Raw genomic sequence first — 16,031 nt, forward strand, 5'->3', positions numbered from 1 at the left:
CGACGTGGACGGCTATCTGCGACGGATCGGCTGCCCGGGAGCGACCGGGGTGGACCTGGAGACGTTGCGGCTGTTGCAGAAGCGGCACCTGATGGCGATCCCGTACAGCAGTCTCGCCTACGACCTGGCCGACGGGGTGGCCGTGGTCGACCTCGACGAGGACGAGGTGTTCGACCGGAGCATCGCCGACGGGCGGGGCGGCGCGTGCTACCACCTGAACCGTCTGTTCTACCGGCTCCTCGGCGAGCTGGGCTACCGGACGACGCTGCTGGCGGGGAGCACCGCCGAGGGCCGGGCGGCGTTCGGCAGCGACGTCGAGCACATGTTCGTCGGGGTCGCCCTGGACGGTGCCGACTGGCTGGTGGACGTCGGCTACCCGGGGCCGACCTACGTGGAGCCGTTGCGGGTGGGCGGCCCGGTGCAGACCCAGTACGGCAGCCAGTTCCGGCTGGTCGACCAGGATTCCGGGACCGCGCTGCAACGCCGGGGGGTGGCCACCCGGTGGAGCACCGTCTACACGTTCACCCGGCAACCCCGGCAGTGGAGCGACTGGAAGGAGATGGAGAGCAACTTCCGGGAGATCCTGGCCGATCCGGGGCGGGACGACACCCGGGAGGTGCTGTGCGGCCGGGCCGTGGACGACGGCCAGGTGTTCCTGCGGCAGCGCCGGTACCTGACCGTCCGCAACGGCCGTGAGCAGGTCCGCACGATCACCGACGACGACGAGCACCGGATGCTGCTGTCCCGCATCCTCGCCGGCGACCTCGACTGAGCCCGAGCCGGTCGTTACCAGAAAGGGAGACCATGGAGAACCTGGATCATCCGTCCGTCCGGTTCGTCGCGTTCGTCCGGGCCTGCTACGCGGAGTACTCCCGGTTCGTGTGGGCCTTCTGCGGCGGTGCACCCGTGCCGGGGGCCGCCCGTCCCACCGGCCGGCCCACCCCGGCGAGCAGGGAGAAGACGCCGTGAACGGCAGCACGGTTCCGGTACGGCTCGGCGACCGCTCCTACGAGGTGTCGGTCGGTGCGGGGGTCCGGTCGTCGTTGGCCGCGGTGGTGGGCCGGCTGGGCGCGAGGCGGGCCGTCGTGGTGTCGGCCCGGCCACCGCACTGGGTGCCCGACCCGGGGGTGGAGACGCTGCTGCTGCCGGCCCGCGACGGTGAGCGCGGTAAGACCCTCGCCACCGTGGAGGCGTTGTGCGGGGAGTTCGTGCGGTTCGGCCTGACCAGGAACGACGTCGTCGTCTCGTGCGGCGGCGGGACGACCACCGACGTCGTCGGGCTGGCCGCCGCGCTCTACCACCGGGGGGTGGACGTGATCCACCTGCCCACCACGCTGCTCGCCCAGGTGGACGCCAGCGTCGGCGGGAAGACTGCGGTGAACCTGCCCGAGGGCAAGAACCTGGTGGGCGCGTTCTGGCAGCCCCGCGCGGTGCTCTGCGACACGGACTACCTGTCGACCCTGCCGGCCCGGGAGATGGCGAGCGGGTTCGGGGAGATCGCCCGCTGCCACTTCATCGGGGCCGGTGACCTGCGCGGGCTGCCCCTGCCGGAACAGATCGCCGCCAGCGTGGCCCTGAAGGCGGCCATCGTGGAGGTCGACGAGCGCGACGCCGGCCGCCGGCACCTGCTCAACTACGGCCACACCCTGGGCCACGCGCTGGAGGTGGCGACCGGCTTCGCGCTGCGCCACGGTGAGGCGGTCGCCGTCGGCACCGTCTTCGCGGGGCGGCTGGCGTTCGAGCTGGGCCGGATCGACCGGGCCAGGGCCGACGAGCACCTGGCCGTGGTCCGGCACTACGGTCTGCCCACCGCGTTGCCCGCGGAGGTCGACTCCGCTCGCCTGGTCGGTCAGATGCGCCGGGACAAGAAGGCGGTCGACGGCCTCGGGTTCGTCCTGGACGGACCCGGGGGAGCGGAACTGGTCACCGACGTGCCGGTGGACGCGGTCCGGCGCGTCCTCGACGAGATGCCGCGGCTGCCGATGGCCACGCTGGTCGGGGCCGCCTCCGATGCGGTCCTGACATGAGACGGTTCCCGCACCCGCCGGGCGGGGTCGACGACCCGGCACATGCCCGCTGCCCGGCGGACCAGCGGCTCTCCGGTCGGCTGGAGGAGGCGGTGTCCCGCCCCGCCGCGCAGCAACCGCACTGGCCGGATCCGGACCGGGTGAACGCCGTCGTCGCCGAGTTGCGGCGGGTGGATCCGATCGTGACCCCGGCGGAGACGGCCGGGTTGGCCGCCCGGCTCGCGTCGGTCGCCCGGGGCGAGGCGTTCCTGCTCCAGGGCGGCGACTGCGCCGAGACCTTCGCCGACAACACCGAGGCGCACCTGCTGGCCAACCTGGGGGTGCTGTCCCGGATGTCGGCCGTGCTGACCGGGGCCGGCGGTCTGCCGGTGGTCAGCATCGCCCGGATGGCCGGGCAGTACGCCAAGCCCCGGTCCAACGCCGTGGACGCGGCGGGCCTGCCGGTGTACCGCGGTGACATCGTCAACTCCGCCGAGCCCACCCTGGCCGCCCGTACCCCCGACCCGTCCCGCATGTTGCGCGCCCACGCGCACGCGACGGACGCGATGGAGGTGGTCCGCCGGGTCGGCGCGGGCGGGGTCTACGTCAGCCACGAGTTGCTCCTGCTCGACTACGAGCGGGCCGTGCTCTGGGCGGACGGCTGCGGCCCCGGCAGCCGGCTGACCAGCGGTCTCGCGCACTTCCTGTGGATCGGTGAGCGGACCCGGCAGCTCGGTGGGGCGCACATCGCGTTCGCGGAGCTGATGGCCAACCCGATCGGTGTCAAGATCGGCCCGACGGTGACCCCGGAGCTGGCCGTCGAGTACGTGGAGCGTCTCGACCCGGACGCCGTGCCCGGCCGGTTGACGTTGGTGAGCCGAATGGGCCACGGCCTGGTCCGGGACGTGCTGCCGCCGATCGTGGAGAAGGTCAACGCCTCCGGGCACCAGGTGGTCTGGCAGTGCGACCCGATGCACGGCAACACCCGGCTGTCGGGCAACGGGTTCAAGACCCGGCACTTCGACCGGGTGGTCGACGAACTGGCCGGCTTCTTCGAGGTGCACCGGGGACTCGGCACCCATCCGGGCGGCATCCACGTCGAGGTGACCGGCGAGGACGTGACGGAGTGCCTCGGCGGGGCCTGCGGCGTCACCGAGTCCGACCTGCCCGCCCGGTACCTGACCGCCTGCGACCCGCGGCTCAACGCCGAGCAGTCGGTCGAGCTCGCGGTGGTGGTCGCGGAGCTGCTGACCGGGCGGGGCACGGCCGGGCGGGCGGGGTCGTGCTGAGCGCGCCCGCACCCGTCAGCGGCACCACCCGGCTGTACGCGGTCCTGGGCGATCCCGTCGTCCAGGTGCGCTCACCCCTGCTGGTCAATCCGATCTTCGCCCGGCTGGGCCTCGACGCGGTGCTGGTCCCGGTGCACACCCGGCCGGAGCACCTCGCCCGGGTCGTCGACGGGTTGCGCTGCGGGGGCAACGTCGACGGCATCTTCGTCACGGTGCCGCACAAGGCGGCGGTCGTCGCGCTCGCCGACCGGCACAGCACCATGGTGGGGATCGCCGGGAGCGCCAACGCGCTGCGTCGGGACGACGACGGCAGCTGGTACGCGGAGAACTTCGACGGCCTGGGCTTCGTGGCCGGCCTGGTGGCGGCCGGCCACGAACCGGCGGGCCGGCGGGTCGCCCTGGTCGGCGCGGGCGGCGCGGGCAGCGCCATCGCGGCGGCGCTGCTGTCGGCGGGGGTCGACCGGCTGGCGGTGTGCGACCCGGACGCCGGCCGGCTGACCGGGTTGCGTTCCCGTCTGGACCGGCACTGGCCCGGCCGGACCACGACCTCGGCCGGGCCGGACCTCGACGGCGCCGACCTGGTGGTGAACGCCACGCCGCTCGGGCTGGATCCGGGCGACCCGTTGCCGGTGCGGCCGGAGCTGCTGCCGCCGGGCAGCGTGGTCGCCGACATCATCATGCACCCCCGCCAGACGCGGCTGCTGCGGGCCGCCGCGGCGCTCGGGCACCGGGTCCACCACGGCATCCACATGCTCGACGGGCAGCTCGACCTGTACCGCGAGTTCTTCCGGTGGCAGGACAGGGCGACGACTACCAGACCGAGGGATGTTGGCTACCGATCGTGCTCATAGCATGACGCGAGAGGCTGAAATCGGTCTTTCCCTGTCACACGGCCATTCACGCTTTCTCCCAATGGGATCGATCACGAGAATCGGAGAGCCATGGACGCGCGACCGGCACCAGAATTCCCCGCGTGGCCTCAGTACGACGATGCCGAGCGGGACGGCCTGATCCGTGCGCTCGAACAGGGCCAGTGGTGGCGCATGGGCGGGTCCGAGGTGGACTCGTTCGAGCGCGAGTTCGCCGACCACCACGGGGCCGAGCACGCACTGGCGGTCACCAACGGCACCCACGCGCTGGAGCTCGCCCTACAGGTCATGGGCGTCGGACCGGGCACCGAGGTCATCGTCCCGGGCTTCACGTTCATCTCGTCCTCCCAGGCGGCCCAGCGGCTCGGCGCGGTCACCGTGCCGGTCGACGTCGACCCGGACACCTACAACATCGACCCGGGAGCGGTCGCCGCCGCCATCACGCCGCGCACCAAGGTGATCATGCCGGTGCACATGGCCGGTCTGATGGCCGACATGGACACGCTGGCGAAGATCTCCGCCGAGAACGGCGTGCCGCTGCTCCAGGACGCCGCCCACGCGCACGGCGCGCAGTGGCAGGGCCGGCGCGTCGGTGAACTCGGCAGCATCGCCACCTTCAGCTTCCAGAACGGCAAGCTGATGACCGCGGGCGAGGGCGGCGTCGTGGTGTTCCCGGAGGGCGAGAGCGAGAAGTACGAGCTGGCGTTCCTGCGGCACAGCTGTGGCCGCCCCCGTAACGACCGCCGGTACCTGCACCGGATCTCCGGCTCCAACATGCGCCTCAACGAGTTCTCCGCGGCCGTCCTGCGGGCGCAGCTGCGCCGCCTCGACGGGCAGATCGCGCTGCGGGACCAGCGCTGGGAACTGCTGTCGCGGTTGCTCGGGGAGATCGACGGGGTGGTGCCGCAGGGCGGCGACGTGCGCGCCGACCGCAACTCCCACTACATGGCCATGTTCCGCGTCCCCGGCATCAGCGAGGAGGGCCGTAACGCCCTGGTCGACCGGCTGGTGGCGGCGGGCCTGCCGGCGTTCGCCGGGTTCCGGGCGATCTACCGGACGGAGGCCTTCTGGGAGTTCGGCGCACCGGAGGAGAGCCTGGACGCCATCGCGGAGCGCTGCCCGCACACCGATGCCATCAGTCAGGACTGCGTCTGGTTGCACCACCGGGTCCTGCTCGCCGGAGAGCAGGAGATGCACGCGACGGCCGAGATCGTCGCCGCCGCCGTGGCCGGCGCATGAGCATCCGGGCGGCGGTGGTCGGGCTCGGCTGGGCCGGCCGGGAGCTGTGGCTTCCGCTGCTGCGCGAGCACGCCGACTTCGAGGTCGTCGCGGTCGTCGACGCCGACCCGGCGTCGCGGGCGGCGTTCCGCGAGGAGACCGGCCTCGCCGTGTACCCCACCGTCGACGCGTTCACCGCGCGCGAGGTCGACCTGGCCGTCGTCGCGGTGCCCAACCACCTGCACGTCGAGGTGGCCGGCGCGCTGCTCGCCACCGGGATCTCGGTGTTCGTCGAGAAGCCGGTCTGCCTGACCTCGGCCGAGGCCGACGTCCTCGCGATGGCCGAACGCCGGGGCGGGATGCTGCTGGCGGGCAGCGCCGCCCGCTACCGGGGCGACGTCGCGGCGTTGCGGGAGACCCTGGCGGAGCTGGGCGACATCCGGCACGTCGACCTCGGCTGGACCCGGTCCCGGGGGGTGCCCCGGGCCGGTGGCTGGTTCACCCAGCGCGGCAAGGCCGGTGGGGGAGCGCTGTTCGACCTCGGCTGGCACCTGGTCGACACGCTGGCGTTCCTCCTCGGCCCGGCCCACTTCACCCAGGTGATCGGCGTGACGTCGGACGACTTCGTCAACGTCGGCGCCTGGCGGGCGGCGTGGCGACAGGACGAGCCCGGCGCGGAGGCCGCCGACGTGGAGGACACCGCCCGCGGCTTCCTGGTCCGCGACGACGGGGTCTCGGTCTCCCTACGGGCCAGCTGGGCGTCGCACGAGGCGCGGGACGTGTCGTCGATCCGTGTCGAGGGCCGGGCCGGGGTGGCGGAGTTGAGGTGCACCTTCGGCTTCAGCCCGAACCGGGATCCCGAGCCGGTGCTGACGGTGACCCGGGAGGGCACCACGACCCGGATCCCGGTGCCGGCCGAGCGGATCGGCATCGAGTACACCCGGCAGTTGGACGATCTCGCCGCGATGCTCGCCGATCCCGGCACCCGGGGCCGCGCCATCGCCGAGACCCGGCCGATCGTGCAGATGATCGAGAACTTCTACGCGTCGGCGGGATCGGCGCGGGCCCGGCGGACGGTGCCCGCGTACCAGTGAAGGGGTGCTCCATGGCGTTTCCGATCGTCGACCGTCCGGCGACCGTGACCGATCCCTCGACACCGGTCCGGCACGCGGTCATCTTCGACCTCGACGGGGTCGTCGTCGACAGCTTCGCGGTGATGAGCGAGGCCTTCGCCGTCGCGTACGCCGAGGTCGTCGGCGACGGTCCGGCGCCCTTCGGGGAGTACCGCCGGCACCTGGGCCGCTACTTCCCCGACATCATGCGGATCATGGACCTGCCGCTGGCGATGGAGGAGCCGTTCGTCCGGGAGAGCTACCGCCTCGCCGACCAGGTGCAGGTCTTCGACGGCATCCTCGAACTGCTGCTGACCCTGCGGGTGCGTGGTCTGCGGCTGGCGATCGCCACCGGCAAGAGCGGGCCGCGGGCCCGCTCGCTGCTCGACCGGCTCGGCCTGCTCCCGTTCTTCGCCCACGTGATCGGCTCCGACGAGGTGGCCCGACCCAAGCCGGCCCCCGACATCGTGCGGCGCGCCCTGGACCTGCTGGACGTCCCGCCCGAGCGGGCCGTCATGATCGGGGACGCGCCGACCGACCTGGCCAGCGCCAAGGGGGCCGGCGTCGCCTCGGCGGCGGCATTGTGGGCGCCACCGGAGGACATCGACGCGCTCCTCGCCGGCGGCCCCGACCTGGTGCTGCACCACCCCACCGACCTGCTCGCCCACTGCCCGGCCGTCCGGGCCCGCTGACCGGTGGAGCCGGCCCACTACCTCGGCCTCGACGTCGGCGGCACCAAGGTCGCGATCCGGGTCGAGGCCGACGACGGGTCCGTCTGGGAGTCCACCCTGGCCTGGCAGCCCCGGCACAGCGTGGACCGGGATCTCGCCCGGCTCACCGGGGAGCTGACCCGGCTGCGGGCGCGCGTCGGCGCCCCGCTGCGCGCGGTGGGGGTCGCGATGCCCGCGACGGTCGACCCGCGGGGCCAGGTCACCGCCTGGCCGAGCCGACCGGAGTGGACCGGCCTGGACCTGGCGGCGGCGCTGCGGGCGCTGTTCCCCGGCACGACAGTGGCCTGGGCCGACGACGGCGACCTCGGCGCGCTCGCCGAGGCGCGGGCGGCGGGCTGCGACGATCTGCTCTACGTGGGGGTGGGGACCGGGATCGGCGGTGGCCTGGTGCTGGGGGGCGTGCCCTGTCCCGGACCCGACCGGGGCTCGTTCGAGATCGGGCACGTCATCGTCGAGTCGGGCGGTGCGAGCTGCGTCTGCGGCCGGCACGGCTGCCTCCAGGCGATCGCCTCCGGACCGGCCACCCTGCGCCGCGCCGGTCGGCTGCGGGGAGCGGAGGTCGGCCCCGACGAGCTGGGGCCGGCGCTGCGCGCCGGACAGCCCTGGGCCGTCGCCGCCGTCGACCGGACCTGCCGCGCGCTGGCCGCCGCCGTGACCAGCGTGCGGGAACTGCTCCATCCGCAGCGCGCCCTGATCGGAGGCGGGTTCGCGGCCGGCGTCCCCGAACTCGTCGACCTGCTGGCCGCCCGGCTGGCCGAGCTGACGCGGGCCGGGCAGGATCCGTTGCCGGTGGGACCGGCGGTGCTGGGCGGCCTGTCGTCGTTGCACGGCGCGGTGTCGCTCGCCCGCCTCGTCGCGTCGCCCCCGGCGCGGGCGTCGCCGCTTTCCCGAACATCGCCGCCTGCCGGCACGTCGCCCGCTCCCGGCACGTCGCCCGCTCCCGGCACACCGACGTGGACGGCCGCCGGCACGCTGACGTCGCCGCCGGCCGGCACGCCGGTGCCACCACCCGCCGGTGGCGGGTGAGCGGCGGCCCGGCCGTTGCCGGGTCAGCCCCCGCCGGTGGGCCGGAGCAGCGGCAGCACGATCGTGTCGACGATGTCCGCCAGGGTCTCGTCGGGAACGGGCTGCAGGGTGGTGAGCAGTTCCAGCCGCAAGAGGGTGAACGGCAGTTCGCGGACCCGTGGGGAGAGCCGGTCCAGGTCGATCTCGCCCCGCTCCGCCGCCCGCCGGTAGACGATGTCCAGGGCGTGCGGGCGGCCGTAGCGGATGACGTCGCGCAGGTCGGCCGGACCGGTGCCGGTCTCCTCGAAGTACCCGGCGAGGTGGACGCTCAGCACGGTGACGAACTCGGTGCGGGTGCGGCTGATCTCCTGCATGAGGGCCAGCAGGTCGCCACGGAGCGAGCCGGTGTCCTCGGGCGCCGGGACACGGTTGCGTTCGAGGACGTGCACGATAGTGGCACGCAGCAGTTCGAGCCGGTCACCCCAGCGCCGGTACAGCACGGGACGGCTGGTCCCGGCGCGGGTGGCGACCGCGTCCATGGTGAAGCGCGCGTAACCGGCCTCCTCCAACTCCTGCCAGGACGCGTCCAGCAGGGCCTGTTCCAGGGCGGTGCCCCGACGCCGCTTGCCCGTCTCACTCACCTCGACTCACCCGCGCAGCATACTTGCGGGCCTGCTGCGTCCGATCTACAGTGACGTCTCGATAAGAAACAGAGCTGTATCTTAGGATGTGCCCCATGTCTGCGTCCGGCAACTCCGCGCCCGCCGCCGCACCCACCGACTCCGACCGCATCGATCCGGTGGTACGCCGCCTGGCGCTCACCGTCATCGTCGGCGCCCTGGCGGCGGTCTTCGACACCACGATCGTCAGCGTCGCCATCAACGACCTGGCCCGCGACCTGGACGCGCCGCTGAGCACCATCCAGTGGGTGAGCACGGGCTACCTGCTGGCCATGTTCGTCACGATCCCCATCGTCGGCTGGGCCCAGGCGGCGGCCGGCGGCAAGCGGCTGTGGCTGGGCTCGCTCGGGTTCTTCCTGCTCGGATCGGTGCTCTGCGCGGCAGCCTGGGACGCCCCCAGCCTGATCGTCTTCCGGATCGTCCAGGGTGTCGCCGCCGGCATCATGATGCCGCTGATGAGCACGCTCATCATGCAGGCCGTCCGGGGTCGCAACATCGGCCGGGTCATGGCGACGATCAGCCTGCCGGTGGCGCTCGGCCCGATCCTCGGCCCCGTCCTGGGCGGCCTCCTGCTGGCCACCGGGAACTGGCGGCTGCTCTTCGGGGTCAACATCCTGTTCTGCGCCGTCGGGGGCTGGCTCGCCTTCCGGAACCTGCCCGACGACCGCCCCGACGGTGAGCGGGGCCGGCTCGACGCCGTCGGCCTGCTCCTGCTGTCGCCCGGGGCCGCCGCTCTCATCTACGGCCTCTCCCAGATCCCGGTCACCTCCGGTCTCGGCAGCCGCCGGGTCCTGGTGCCCCTGGTGGCCGGTCTCGTCCTGGTCGCCGGTTTCATCGGCTGGGCGTTGCGCCGGGGGTCCGGGGCGCTGGTGAACGTCCGGCTGTTGCGTCACCGGTCGCTCGCCGCGTCGTCGGCCCTGCTCTTCCTGGTCGGCGTGACCCTGTACGGCGCGATGCTGCTGCTGCCGCTCTACTGGCAGCAGGCCCGGGGTGAGGACGCGCTCGGCGCCGGGCTGCTGCTCATCCCGCAGGGCATCGGTTCGCTGCTGTCCCGGCCGCTCGCCGGCCGGTGGACCGACCGGGTCGGACCACGGTGGATCGCGTTCGCCGGCTTCTGCGTCGTCGGCCTGGCCACCGTGCCCTTCGCCGTCGCCCCCGACTCGCCGTACCCGCTGCTGATGGCGGTCCTGGTGGTGCGCGGCCTGGGGCTGGGCATCGCCACCATCCCGCTGGCCAGCGCGGCGTACCTCGGCATGGACCACCGCGACATCCCCAACGCCAGCATCATCGTCCTGGTCACCCAGCAGATCGGTGGCTCGCTCGGCACCGCGGTGCTGGCCATGATCCTCCAGCACGCCGGGTCCGGTGCCCGGACGCCGGAGGCCCTCACCCGGGCGTTCGGCACGACCTTCTGGTGGTCGGTCGGCTTCACCGCCGTCGCCGTGCCGCTCTGTCTGCTGCTCCCCGGCCGACCCAAGCCCCTTCCCGATTCCGAGCAATCCCCATCCGAAGTCCCCGCCCGCGCCTGATCAGCACCGTACACCTTTATGCAATCGACATCGGCGAGTCGATGTGTGCGCTCGTCGTCGTCTCTTCCCGTGTCGGGGGAGTCGCATCCGGATGAGTGGGCGGTCAGGGTACTCGGGGGATGCGACGATCATCCCGGCGGGCTGTCCCGGTGTCCCGAACATATCTGCAGAGTGACCGTGAGGTCACGTTGTTTCTCCTCTTCAGAACAAAGTGGACAGACCTCGGAGGTTGCCCAAATTAGACACCCGAGTAGGTGATCCACAACCCGATTCGCAAATGTCTCCCTGAGGTATGGTCAGTCGCGCGAGCCTGCCCTACCCTACGATGGCTCGCACGGATCGCCGGTGATCGCACGGCAATCATGTGGATGGCGGGGCGACCCAGGTCGACTGTCGGCAATCCACTTCTGTGGCTCGGGAAGCCGCAGTTCATGGTCACCGGTGTTGCGGGTCGCGGCGGTGCTGTTCCTGTTCATCACCCGGTGAAGAATGTCGGCGCCTGCCCGCGTGCTTACCAAGACTGCGACTGCGACAGGGTAGGGGAGAACCAGAACATGGATCGTCCAGGGGGAATCGTTCGGTCACGGCGCGGGTCCGTCCGCGTCGTCGGCCTGTTGGCGGCTCTCGCCGTCGCCGTCCCCACCGCGGGATGTGCCGCCGACAAGGTCGAATACCGCGACGATCGCGGCGACATCACCCAGCTCATCTACCGTTTCTACGCCGACACGACGGAGGGGAAGTTCGACGATCTCAACAAGGTGCTGACCGAAGGGGTGGTCGTCACCAATCCCGGTGGCGGGCTCACCGAGGGCCGGGAGAAGGTCATCGCCGGTGCGTCGGAGGGGTTCAAGACCGAGGACCGGGTGCAGGAACTGGTCAGCAATGTCCTCATCGACCTCGACGGCGACAAGGCCAAGGTCCGGGCGGACGTGGTGCAGCTCTTCGGCAGCAGCGTGACGCCGAAGGGGAAGATCGCCCCGGAGCCGGCGCTGACCCTCAACTCGCGGATGCGCTTCGAGGCGACGCGCGACTCGCAGGGGTGGCGCCTGTCGCGCATCGAGGGCGACGTCCTGTGGGCGGTCGACAAGCCCGCAGCCGCGCCTCCGGCGAAGTGACCACCGGCCGGCGGTAGCCGGCGGATCGGGGAGGGACGGTGTGACCCACCGTCCCGAACCGGCGGCCCGCGTACCCGGGGGGGCGATCGACCCGCGGGTGCCCGGCCGGGCCGCCCGGTCGCCGACAGGGGCTCCGCCCCCTGGTCGGCGGCGTCTGCCTGCCCCACGGCTATCAAGGCGAGGTATGCCCAGCCGCGTCCTCCTGTCCTAGCCTACGAAGGCCCTTACGGATCACCGATGGGGCGGAACAGGCTTGCGGGGGGAATGATGACGATCCTGGTGACGGGTGCGACCGGCAACGTCGGTCGGAACGTCGTCGACCTGCTGCTGCGGGCGGGAGTGGAGGTGCGGGCGACGTCCCGTGATCCGGCCGCGCTCGACCTGCCGGCGGAGGTCGACGTCCGCCGGGCCGACCTGACCGAACCGGAGACGTTCGCGCAGGCGTTCCAGGGCGTCGAGAAGATCTTCCTGTACAACCAGCCGGCCGGCATCGACGGAGTCCTCTCGGCGGCCAAGGCCGCCGGCGTCCGGTACGTCGTGCTGCTGTCCTCACTGGCCGCCGCCGGCCGCGACCCGGATCACTGGATCGCCCGGTGGCACCTGGCGGTCGAGCACGCGATCGAGCGCTCAGGTCTGCAGTGGACGTTCGTCAGGCCGGGAGCCTTCGCGGTGAACTCACTGCTCTGGGCGCCGGACATCAAGCAGGGCAGGCCGGTACGGCTGCACTACGCGCAGTCCTACCTCTCCTCGATCCACGAGCGGGACATCGCCGAGGTGAGCACCTGCGCGCTGCTCCAGGAGGGGCACGCCGGGGCGAGGTACCACCTCAGCGGTGGTGACAGCATCACCCAGGCCGAGCAGGTCGCCCTCATCGGCAAGGCGATCGGGCGTGAGCTGGAGATCGAGGACGTCACCGGCGACGACGTCCGCGCGGAGCTGCGTGAGCGGTTCGCCCCCCGACTCCGGGAGCTGATCCGGGAGGGGGTGATCTCCCCGTCCGACCCGCCGGGGATCATCGAGACCCGGGTCCGCTACTACCTGGAGGCCCTCGACGGCCCTGCCGAGATCGACGGCACCGTCGAGCGGGTCCTCGGTAAGCCGGCGCGGACCTTCGCCGAGTGGGCGGTGGACCACAGGGCGGATTTCACGAACTAGGCGTCTGGAGCGCGGCGACCCTCGGCCGCCGCGGATCCGCGCACCCGCACGGTTAAACCGCACATCGCCGTACCGGCCGATCGAAGGGTTCGCGTATGACCGACACCGTGGTGTTCCCCCAGGACCGCACCTGTCCCTACCAGCCCGCTCCCGCCTATCCGTCGCTGGTCGACCAGCGACCCCTCGCCCAGGTCGCCCTCTACGACGGCCGGCACGTCTGGGCGATCACCAGTCGTGAGCTGACCCGTCGGCTCCTCGTCGACCCGCGCATCTCCAGCGACCGCACCAACCCCGCGTGGCCGATGATGTTCCCGAGCATCGCCGCCGCCGTCGGCGACGCCCAGCAGAAGGTCATGAAGATCGTCACCGCGCTGGTGGGGGTCGACGGGCCGGTGCACCAGGCCCGGCGCAAGATGCTGATCCCCAGCTTCACGATCAGGCGGATCAACTCGCTGCGGCCGATGATCCAGGAGGTCGTCGACGAGCGGCTGAACCAGATGATCGCCGACGGTGCCCCGGCCGACCTGATCCCGGCGTTCGCGGCACCCGTCCCGCTGACCGTGCTGTACCGCGTGATGGGCATCCCGGAGGCCGATCACGAGGCGTTCCACCGGATGTCCCACCAGCTCGCCGCCGGCCCGAACGCCAACCAGGCGTACGACGACCTGATGGCCTACATGGGCGAGCTGATCGCGCAGAAGCGGCGCGACCCCGGGACGGGGGTGCTCGACGAGCTGCTCGCGAAGCCCGGTCCCGCCGGCGACCTGGACCACGAGGAGCTGGTCTCGACGCTGGTCCTGCAGGTGGCGGGCGGGCACGGCACCACCGGCACGATGATCTCGCTCGGCCTGTTCACCCTGCTCCAGCACCCCGACCAGCTGGCTGAGCTGCGGGCCGACCCGGCGCTGCTACCCACCGCCGTCGACGAGCTGCTGCGCTTCGTGTCCATTCCGGACGGTGTGACGCGGCTGGCCGTCGACGACATCGACATCGAGGGGACCACCATCCACAAGGGAGACGGTGTGTTCTTCATCACCTCCCTCATCAACCGGGACGCCGACGTCCACGACGCGCCGGACTCCCTGGGCCTGCGCCGCAGCTCCGCCCGGGACCACGTCACGTTCGGGTTCGGCACCCACCAGTGTCTCGGCCAGAGCCTCGCCCGCATCACGATGGAGATCGCCCTGGGTACTCTGCTCCAACGGCTACCGGACTTGCGCCTCGCTGTCCCGGCGGAGGAGATTCCGTTCAACCCGACCGCGGGCTTCGAGGTGCTGACCGCACTGCCGGTCACCTGGTAGCACCCTCCCGGCGTCGGTACGCCCCCACCTCTCGCAGGAGAAGATCCGATGGATGCCCCCGTTGAGCGTCGCGCGTTCCTGTTCTCCACCGTGCTCGGCACCGCAGGTGTCGTCGCGGGTGCGCAGACGCTCGGCCCGGATGCCACGGGCAAGGCGGCGTCGGCGGCGACCGTCGGCGGGTCACGAGCGGCACTCGTGGCACCACAGTTCGGTCTCACCAAGTTCCTCGACCCGCTGCGGATTCCGCCGACGGTCCGACCGTCCTCGGGGCGTTCCCGGGACGAACTCACCGTCACGATGACCACCGTGCAGCGGCGGCTGCACTCGCAACTGCCCGAGACCACCCTGTGGACGTACGACGGGCACTTCCCCGGCCCGACCATCGAGGTACGCCGTGACCGGCGGCTGCGGGTCGCCTGGGTCAACGAGCTGCGCGGCACGGTTCCGGTGGTGGCGGTCCGGGCGCCGTACGCGGTACCGACGCCGGCGAACACCCCCGGCTACCGTAGCCCCGACGGCGGCCTGCCCGCCGGGGTGGAGCTGATCGACGGGGTCGCCGAGCTGCCGCCGTGGAACGTGGTGCACCTGCACGGCGCGCACACCAACGGCGGCAACGACGGCTGGGCGCACAACGGCATCTCCCCCGGGGACGTGCAGCTCACCGAATACCCGAACCGGCAGGCGGCGTGCACCCTGTGGTACCACGACCACGCGATGGCGGTGACCCGGTTCAACGTCCACGCCGGGCTCGCCGGTCTCTACCTGATCCGCGACGAGGAGGAGGACCGGCTGCGGCTGCCCCGTGGTGACCACGAGGTCCCGCTGGTCCTCGCCGACCGCAACCTCGACACCGACCCGGCGACCGGAGCACTCACCGGCCGGTTGCTGTTCAAGTTCCAGTACCAGCTCGCGACCGGCACGTCGGCCCCGGTCACCGGCCCCTTCACCACCGTCAACGGGGTCATCTGGCCGCACCTGGACGTCGACGCGCGCTGGTACCGCTTCCGGGTGCTCAACGCGGCGAACGGCCGGTTCTTCCGGCTCGACCTGGTCGACGAGGCGGGGGTGGTGCACAACGACGCGGTCCGCATCGTCGGCACGGACGCCGGCCTGCTGCCGGCCCCGGCGGCGGTGCCGGCGGGCGGGCTGACCATCACCCCGGCCGAGCGCGTCGACCTGCTGATCGACTTCAGCCGGTTCCGGGGGCAGCGGCTGCGTCTGGTCAACACCGGCGCGTCGATCGAACCGGACATCATGCAGTTCCGGGTCGAGAGCCGGGGCCGCAGCGACTTCTTCACGCCGCCGGCCCGGTTGTCCGGGTCGTACGTCCGGTTGCGGCAGGGCGGGACGGTGCCGGAGGACCACGACGAGGTGTTCGTGGCGACGACCCTGCCGGGGGTGGGCGGTCGTCCGCACCCGGAGATGTGGGAGCTGCAGGAGATCACCGACCCGGCGGAGCTGCCCACGCAGTTCCCGCAGGAGGGGGTGATCCAGCTCACCGACCCGGCGGCGGGGCGGGTGCGGACCTTCCGGAAGGCCGCGCGCCTGTTCGACGAGACCACGACGGTCTTCATCAACCGGGGCCGGTGGACGGTGTGGAACCTGATCCAGCTCGGCGGTGCCCCGCACCCGATGCACATCCACATGGCGAGGTTCCAGCTGCTGACCCGGTGGAAGATCGCCGACCTGACGGCCTTCGACCTCGCGGCCGGCGGCACGAGCAGGCCGTTGCCCACCCCGGTCGACGGGCCGCCGATCGAGAAGCACGAAGAGGGTTGGAAGGACACCTTCAACCTGTGGGCGGGGGAGTGGATCCGGGTCGCCGGCCGGTTCGAGGGCGCCACCGGCCAGTTCATGTACCACTGCCACATCCTCGACCACGAGGACGAGGGGATGATGCGGCCCTTCGTCGTGCACCCGGCCGAGGTCGCCCGGTTCCACATGCACCCGGCCGGTTCGACCCACCACGCGGCCGGCGCGGACCACCGTGCCGGGAGCGCGGCACACCACCCGGCCGGGGG

At 72.2% G+C, this 16,031-nt stretch carries 14 protein-coding genes and 1 pseudogene; 14 read left to right on the top strand and 1 reads right to left on the bottom strand.

Going from position 1 to position 16,031, the window contains the following annotated elements:
* Positions 1 to 91 precede the first annotated feature (91 nt).
* From GA0070623_RS00380 to GA0070623_RS00415, 9 genes are all read left to right on the top strand, one after another.
* Positions 92 to 772: an arylamine N-acetyltransferase gene (locus tag GA0070623_RS00380; RefSeq protein WP_067315759.1), complete on the top strand. Its 681-nt coding sequence runs from the start codon at positions 92 to 94 to the stop codon at positions 770 to 772.
* A gap of 32 nt (positions 773 to 804) precedes the next feature.
* Entirely contained in the window at positions 805 to 969 is a 165-nt protein-coding gene (locus GA0070623_RS29700; protein ID WP_157517697.1) for a hypothetical protein, read from the top strand.
* Complete coding sequence (locus GA0070623_RS00385) at positions 966 to 2,027, top strand: 3-dehydroquinate synthase family protein (RefSeq protein ID WP_067315755.1); 1,062 nt, start codon at positions 966 to 968, stop codon at positions 2,025 to 2,027. The genes GA0070623_RS29700 and GA0070623_RS00385 overlap by 4 nt, the downstream gene beginning before the upstream one ends.
* Entirely contained in the window at positions 2,024 to 3,295 is a 1,272-nt protein-coding gene (locus GA0070623_RS00390; protein ID WP_089003842.1) for a 3-deoxy-7-phosphoheptulonate synthase, read from the top strand. Before GA0070623_RS00385 ends, GA0070623_RS00390 begins: the two co-directional genes overlap by 4 nt.
* Positions 3,289 to 4,146 (top strand): shikimate dehydrogenase family protein, encoded by an 858-nt coding sequence (locus tag GA0070623_RS00395; RefSeq protein WP_197700023.1) that lies wholly within the window; start codon positions 3,289 to 3,291, stop codon positions 4,144 to 4,146. Before GA0070623_RS00390 ends, GA0070623_RS00395 begins: the two co-directional genes overlap by 7 nt.
* Positions 4,147 to 4,236: 90 nt before the next feature.
* On the top strand, positions 4,237 to 5,403 hold the full coding sequence (rifK, locus tag GA0070623_RS00400) for a 3-amino-5-hydroxybenzoate synthase (RefSeq protein WP_067307272.1): 1,167 nt from the start codon (positions 4,237 to 4,239) through the stop codon (positions 5,401 to 5,403).
* Positions 5,400 to 6,476 (top strand): Gfo/Idh/MocA family protein, encoded by a 1,077-nt coding sequence (locus GA0070623_RS00405; protein ID WP_067307269.1) that lies wholly within the window; start codon positions 5,400 to 5,402, stop codon positions 6,474 to 6,476. The genes rifK and GA0070623_RS00405 overlap by 4 nt, the downstream gene beginning before the upstream one ends.
* An 11-nt stretch (positions 6,477 to 6,487) precedes the next feature.
* The gene (locus GA0070623_RS00410; RefSeq protein ID WP_067307266.1) at positions 6,488 to 7,186 is read left to right on the top strand and encodes an HAD-IA family hydrolase; all 699 of its coding nucleotides are present in this window, start codon (positions 6,488 to 6,490) and stop codon (positions 7,184 to 7,186) included.
* A 3-nt stretch (positions 7,187 to 7,189) separates the two neighbouring features.
* Positions 7,190 to 8,251: an ROK family protein gene (locus GA0070623_RS00415; protein ID WP_084261272.1), complete on the top strand. Its 1,062-nt coding sequence runs from the start codon at positions 7,190 to 7,192 to the stop codon at positions 8,249 to 8,251.
* A 23-nt stretch (positions 8,252 to 8,274) separates the two neighbouring features.
* Here the strand turns inward: GA0070623_RS00415 and GA0070623_RS00420 are convergent, their stop codons facing one another.
* On the bottom strand, positions 8,275 to 8,871 hold the full coding sequence (locus GA0070623_RS00420; protein WP_067307263.1) for a TetR/AcrR family transcriptional regulator: 597 nt from the start codon (positions 8,869 to 8,871) through the stop codon (positions 8,275 to 8,277).
* 95 nt (positions 8,872 to 8,966) lie between these two features.
* On the opposite strand from GA0070623_RS00420, the gene GA0070623_RS00425 reads away from it, so the two are divergent.
* The 5 genes and pseudogenes from GA0070623_RS00425 to GA0070623_RS00445 all read left to right on the top strand — a co-directional run.
* Positions 8,967 to 10,439 carry an MDR family MFS transporter gene (locus GA0070623_RS00425; RefSeq protein WP_067307260.1) on the top strand — a complete coding sequence of 491 codons (1,473 nt, stop codon included), beginning with the start codon at positions 8,967 to 8,969 and terminating at the stop codon, positions 10,437 to 10,439.
* 554 nt (positions 10,440 to 10,993) lie between these two features.
* The gene (locus GA0070623_RS00430) at positions 10,994 to 11,554 is read left to right on the top strand and encodes a nuclear transport factor 2 family protein (protein WP_084261271.1); all 561 of its coding nucleotides are present in this window, start codon (positions 10,994 to 10,996) and stop codon (positions 11,552 to 11,554) included.
* A gap of 279 nt (positions 11,555 to 11,833) precedes the next feature.
* On the top strand, positions 11,834 to 12,709 hold the full coding sequence (locus tag GA0070623_RS00435; protein ID WP_197700024.1) for an NAD(P)H-binding protein: 876 nt from the start codon (positions 11,834 to 11,836) through the stop codon (positions 12,707 to 12,709).
* 95 nt (positions 12,710 to 12,804) lie between these two features.
* Positions 12,805 to 14,010 (top strand): cytochrome P450, encoded by a 1,206-nt coding sequence (locus tag GA0070623_RS00440; protein ID WP_067307254.1) that lies wholly within the window; start codon positions 12,805 to 12,807, stop codon positions 14,008 to 14,010.
* A gap of 48 nt (positions 14,011 to 14,058) precedes the next feature.
* A pseudogene (locus tag GA0070623_RS00445) lies at positions 14,059 to 15,975 on the top strand (multicopper oxidase family protein); the annotation flags it as partial.
* Between the last annotated feature and the right edge of the window lie 56 nt (positions 15,976 to 16,031).

The organism is Micromonospora rifamycinica, assembly GCF_900090265.1.
GTDB classification, from domain to species: Bacteria; Actinomycetota; Actinomycetes; order Mycobacteriales; family Micromonosporaceae; genus Micromonospora; species Micromonospora rifamycinica.

Bases quoted from the DNA above. Each gene is read 5' to 3' on its own strand.
- GA0070623_RS00410 (WP_067307266.1), top strand. From the start codon at position 6,488: ATGGCGTTTCCGATCGTCGACCGTCCGGCGACCGTGACCGATCCCTCG.
- GA0070623_RS00425 (WP_067307260.1), top strand. From the start codon at position 8,967: ATGTCTGCGTCCGGCAACTCCGCGCCCGCCGCCGCACCCACCGACTCC.
- GA0070623_RS00390 (WP_089003842.1), top strand. From the start codon at position 2,024: ATGAGACGGTTCCCGCACCCGCCGGGCGGGGTCGACGACCCGGCACAT.
- GA0070623_RS00380 (WP_067315759.1), top strand. From the start codon at position 92: ATGGCGATCCCGTACAGCAGTCTCGCCTACGACCTGGCCGACGGGGTG.
- GA0070623_RS00440 (WP_067307254.1), top strand. From the start codon at position 12,805: ATGACCGACACCGTGGTGTTCCCCCAGGACCGCACCTGTCCCTACCAG.
- GA0070623_RS29700 (WP_157517697.1), top strand. From the start codon at position 805: ATGGAGAACCTGGATCATCCGTCCGTCCGGTTCGTCGCGTTCGTCCGG.
- rifK (WP_067307272.1), top strand. From the start codon at position 4,237: ATGGACGCGCGACCGGCACCAGAATTCCCCGCGTGGCCTCAGTACGAC.
- GA0070623_RS00405 (WP_067307269.1), top strand. From the start codon at position 5,400: ATGAGCATCCGGGCGGCGGTGGTCGGGCTCGGCTGGGCCGGCCGGGAG.
- GA0070623_RS00430 (WP_084261271.1), top strand. From the start codon at position 10,994: ATGGATCGTCCAGGGGGAATCGTTCGGTCACGGCGCGGGTCCGTCCGC.